3 protein-coding genes and 1 pseudogene are annotated in these 4,739 nt (G+C 66.0%); 1 reads left to right on the top strand and 3 read right to left on the bottom strand.

Features of this window, described 5'->3' with window-relative positions:
• Nucleotides 1-136: 136 nt before the first annotated feature.
• Nucleotides 137-388 (top strand): annotated as a pseudogene (locus tag ACLP25_RS14800) (carbohydrate-binding module family 20 domain-containing protein); the annotation flags it as partial.
• Nucleotides 389-1,447: 1,059 nt separating this feature from the next.
• Here ACLP25_RS14800 and ACLP25_RS14795 read toward each other — a convergent pair.
• The 3 genes from ACLP25_RS14795 to ACLP25_RS14785 form a co-directional block, all read right to left on the bottom strand.
• On the bottom strand, nucleotides 1,448-2,023 hold the full coding sequence (locus ACLP25_RS14795) for an NUDIX domain-containing protein (protein WP_442469947.1): 576 nt from the start codon (nucleotides 2,021-2,023) through the stop codon (nucleotides 1,448-1,450).
• A 9-nt stretch (nucleotides 2,024-2,032) separates the two neighbouring features.
• Nucleotides 2,033-2,821 (bottom strand): NAD kinase, encoded by a 789-nt coding sequence (locus ACLP25_RS14790; protein WP_442469946.1) that lies wholly within the window; start codon nucleotides 2,819-2,821, stop codon nucleotides 2,033-2,035.
• A 128-nt stretch (nucleotides 2,822-2,949) separates the two neighbouring features.
• Nucleotides 2,950-4,491, bottom strand: coding sequence for an ATP-binding protein (locus ACLP25_RS14785; RefSeq protein WP_442469945.1), 1,542 nt, complete (start codon nucleotides 4,489-4,491; stop codon nucleotides 2,950-2,952).
• Nucleotides 4,492-4,739: the final 248 nt, after the last annotated feature.

Here is a 4,739-nt window from a genome sequence, read left to right as displayed (position 1 = left end):
CAACAAAGTGCTCGATATCCCGCCGGCGGTCTGCTCGAGATATCACGCCTGTGTCCTGCCGCCGGGGGCCGGCCAGGTCGAGGTCGACTTCAATGTCGACGCCGTCACCCAATGAAGCCAATACTATGTCACCGGGAACACGAGCGCACTCGGCGCCTGGAACACAAACCTCGCCCTTCCGGTCGACTCGGCGAGCTATCCGGTCTGGAAGAATTCGATCAACCTGCCCGCCGGCGGCGCGATCCAATACAAATATTATCGCAAGAATTCCGACGGCAGCGTCACTTGGGAATGCTACCCCGGCAACGGCGCTTGCAGCGGCAACCGTTCGCTGACGCTACCGTCGTCCGGACAAGTGCCCGTGGTCGACAACGTCAGCTGGAACTGATCGATTGGACGCGAGGTGGCGGCGCGGGCGCCCGCTCGGTCAGCCGGTCCGCTGCCACCGGGTCGGGGCACGACCAAACGGGTATCGAGGGCCGCTGTTGGCGCAAACGTCGCGTTCCGGCGTCGACCGGAGTCCGATGCTTTCCTTCCGCTCCGAGACGAGCCAACGACAGCAGGTCAGGGTGGAACCCGCCCGTTTCGTAGAAGGTGGGCGCGGGTCAGAGTTGAACCGCGAGCGGTGAACGCGGGGTGGGGTCCGTTCTCCCGTCGGAGGCGCGGCCGCAACATATCCTTATCAAGCGAAATCATTTGTGCTAGTATCCTGATTATCAGGAGACCGCAAACGAAGGCAGAGAGGAATGGAGACGCAGCTCGATCCCGGCCGCGAAGGGCGGCGCGACGCAAAGTCGCCCGACGCAAGAGCGACTGACAGCAGGCGCAACGGGTTTGATAACGGCCATGGGGAGGCCGGAAGCTGAAACGGAATCGGGTCCGGTGACGATTTCGGACGCGCGACGTTGTGCTCGGGGTCTTCCCATCGCGGGCGATTCCATCGCGGGGCGGACCCGACTCCGGTCGCTCGGCCGCGCGCCCGGAGCCGTCAACGCGCTCGCCCTGAGGAAAGTCGTGATTGCAAGCCCAATGAGGCGTGGCGGTCCAGGGGTAGGGCATGCGCCCTACTTTCCGCTGGATCGCCACACCCCGGACTTGATGCGGGGGTCGCTCGCGACGGTGCCGCGCTTGAAAAGGGAGCTGATCTCACTGGCCCCTGCTTGGGACCTACGCGCGCGGAAAAGTGGCTGTAAGTCCTTGAAAAGTCGGAAAACCGGCTCGGATCGGGCGAGGCGCCCAAGTCGCGTCGCTCGCCTCCGCCGGCCTCGGACGCCCTCGCGGGGGAGCCGTCTCCGTCCGCCCAGGAGGAGGACCCGACTTCCAGGCCGCTCGGGCTTTCGCTCGCTCGGAAAAGTGGCTGTAAGTCCTTGAAAAGGCCCAAAACCGGCTCGGGTCGACCGGGCTCGGCCGGACCAGGCGCCCGGGTCGCCCCGCCGTCCGACTGCGCTCAGGCCAAAAGGCCCGAAGCCTTGGCGAAATAGAGGAGAGCGATGGTCTTGGCGTCGGCGATCTCGCCGCGTCCGATCATCGCCAGCGCCTCGGCGAACGGGATTTCAAGGACTTCGATATCCTCGTCCTCGTCGACGCCGCCGCCGCCCCCCCGCCGGCTGGTCGCGTCGTACGGCGCAACGAAGCAGGCGATCTTCTCGGTCATGCCGCCGGGACTCATAAAAGCGTCGAAGGCGTGGCGCGGCTCGGCGATCGCGAGGCCGGTCTCCTCCAGAGCTTCCCGGATGACGCAGTCCCGGGGCGAATCGCCGTCGAGCATGCCGGCGCAGGCCTCGATCGTGGCCAGGGTTCCGTCGCACAGAAAGGCGCCTCCGCGGAACTGCTTGACCAGGGTCACGGCCGATCGATCGGGATCGTAGAGCAGCACGGCAGCGGCAAGGCCATGCCGATAGACCTCGTGCGACAGCGTCCGAACGGCGCCGTCGTCCTCGACGACCTCGATGTCGGTCCGGGTGAGATCGAAGCGCCCGCCCGAGAGAACACGCTCGCCGATGACGCGCGCCGATTTGGCCATGGAAGCCCCCTAGTAGCGGAATTGCTCGCGCAAAATCCGTTCGTCGAGCGAATGCCCTGGGTCGTGCAGAAGGACGAGCGACGTCACGCGGTCCATGGACACCTCGACCCGCGTCACGCGACGGATTTCGTAGTGGTCCGCCGCCGCGGCGACCGGACGCTTGTCCGCCTCGAGGACCTCGATCACAACCCGTGCAACGTCGGGCAGAAGAGCGCCCCGCCAGCGACGCGGCCGGAAGGGCGAGAGCGGCGTCAGCGCCATCAGCGGCGCATCGAGCGGCAGAATCGGCCCGCTGGCCGACAGATTGTACGCGGTCGAGCCGGCGGGGCTCGCCACGAGAATGCCGTCGGCGATGAGCTCGCTGAGCCGCGTCGCCGAGTCGACCTCGATGCGCAGCTTGGCCGCCTGATAGGTTTGGCGCAGAAGCGAGACCTCGTTGATCGCCCGCGCCGTCGTCTCGATGCCGCGAATGTCGTTGGCCCGCATGATGAGCGGGTGGATGATCGAAGGCAGGGCCGCCGCAAGCCGCTCAGGCAAGTTGTGCTCGGAATATTCGTTCATGAGAAAGCCAACCGAGCCGCGGTTCATTCCGTAGATCGGTTTCGGCGACTTCATGGTGCGGTGCAGGGTCTGCAGCATCAGGCCGTCGCCGCCGAGGGCGACGATGATGTCGGCCTCCTCAGGCGGGACGCTGCCGTAAAGCGTGACGAGGGAAGCGCGGGCCTCCTCGGCTTCCCTCGACCCGGAGGAAAGGAAGGCGATGTCCCGCGTCCGGAAGGCGTGGCTGGCGATGGACATGTCTCCGCTTTCCGCCGCGCTGGCGACCGCATGGGTCCTGGCGACGGACGGCACTCTTAGCCGAGCGAGGCGTCATGCGGAAGCGGGGAGGACGGGGAGGACGGCCTCTCGCGGCAATCGCGGTCGCCTTACGGCTGCGGCGCGGCGGCAGGCGAATTGAGGGCAGCGCGCTCGGGAGTCGGCAGTTTGATCAGGAACCGCGCGCTGCAATAGAAGTCGTCGGCCTTGGGCGGAGCAAGATCGATGCAGCCGCCGTTGCGCGTCACGAGTTCGGCGGCAATCGACAGGCCGAGCCCGGTTCCCGCCTCGCGGGTCGACCTGTGGAAGGGCTCGAAGATGCGGGCCCTCAGGTCCGGCGGAAATCCGGGGCCCGTGTCGCTGATTTCGATCAGGGCCACGCCGTCGGTCCGGATCGCGGCAAAGCGGATCGCCTTGGGCCGGCCGCCTGCTGCGCCCTTGGCCATCAGCGCCTGGGCGGCGTTGCGGCTCAGGTTCTCGAGGACGCGAAGAATGTGGTCGGAATCGGCGTAGGTCTCGAAACGGGGAGGGATGTCGACATGATAGTCGATCGCGTCGTCATGCTCGGCGCGAGCCGACTCGACGACGTCGTGCACCATTTTGTTCAAGTCGAACGCCCGCCGTTCGGGGGGCAGCTCGCTCCCGGCGCCGTAGGTCAGGGTCGCCTGACAGAACTGGATCGCGCGGTCGAGGGTTGCGACAAGCCTCGGCGCGAGCCGCTGAGCCAAGGGGTCCTCGATCGTCGCCAGACGATCCGAAATGAGCTGCGCGGCCGACAAAATGTTGCGCAGGTCGTGGTTGATGCGGGCGACCGCCATTCCGAGTTCGGCCAGGCGCTTGCGCTGCGTGAGTTCGTGCGCGAGCGAGTCTTCCATGGCGGCGAGCGCTTTTTCGGCGCGCCCAATCTCGTCGTTCCGTCCGCTCGGGGCAATGACGCGCGAGGCGTCCTGCGGGCGCTCGCCGAAGGCGATGATGTTCGAGGTCAGCCTTCCCATCGGCCGCAGCACCATGATCCACAACGCCGCCCAGAGCACGCTGGCGACCACGGTCGCGATCATGAGCGCAATGTTCAGGAACGTGTTCGACACGCGCCAGAGCGCCTCCACGAGCGGCGTCTCGTCGAGCGTGATCTCAACATCTGCGCCGCTTTGCGAAATCGTGTCGGTGACGTCGATCACCACGCCCGGGCCGCGGAGGAGGGTTCGGAACGCGGCGCCGATGCTGTCGAAGAAGGTTTCGCTGCCGAGATCGACTGTCATCGACGCTTCGCGGGACATCTCGGAATCGGAGAGCGTTCGCCGGCCCGAAGGCGTCGAGACGGTGATCGACTTGACCCCGACGCTCCCGAGAACCTTGCGTGCCAGGTCCGGGGAAAGCTCGTTGAGTCCCCCGGCGTCGAAGGCTTCGAAGGCCGTCTGGGCGGACGTCATCTTGTTGTGCAGCCAAGTCTCGCGAAAGGCGGCCAGTCGGGCGACGTAGAAGAGACCCATCGCCAGCAGCGCGAAGCCGATGGTGACCACCAGCACGCGTCCTGCGAGACCAAAGCCGCCCGCGCGCGGCGCGTCGGAGTCTTTCCGGCGTGGGCGGAACGCCGCCAGCGACGACGTCGCGACCCGCCTTGCATCATCCCGTCGTGCCGGAATGTCTAACATCGGCGCCTTCGTTCCCGTCCGGAGGTCAAGCTCGGGATAGGCTTGGATTATGGCGGAAAAATCGCTTTCGCCGCGAGAAAACATCGCTCGCTTGTCTGGCGTCTGAGCGAGGACGCCCGGACGTTTCTCCCATTGTCGGGCGAGGAAATATTTTTTTGGGCGTCCCGACAGCGCTTTAGAGCCTGACCTGATATTGGTTGACCGGCCTCGCGGGGTCTGATTCTCCCTGGTTTGCAACAACTTGGGGA

Origin of the sequence: Roseiarcus sp. (assembly GCF_052145395.1) — a bacterium.
Lineage (GTDB): Bacteria > Pseudomonadota > Alphaproteobacteria > Rhizobiales > Beijerinckiaceae > Roseiarcus.
Note: the sequence above shows the minus strand (reverse complement) of the source record. Positions and strands in the feature narration are given on the sequence as shown.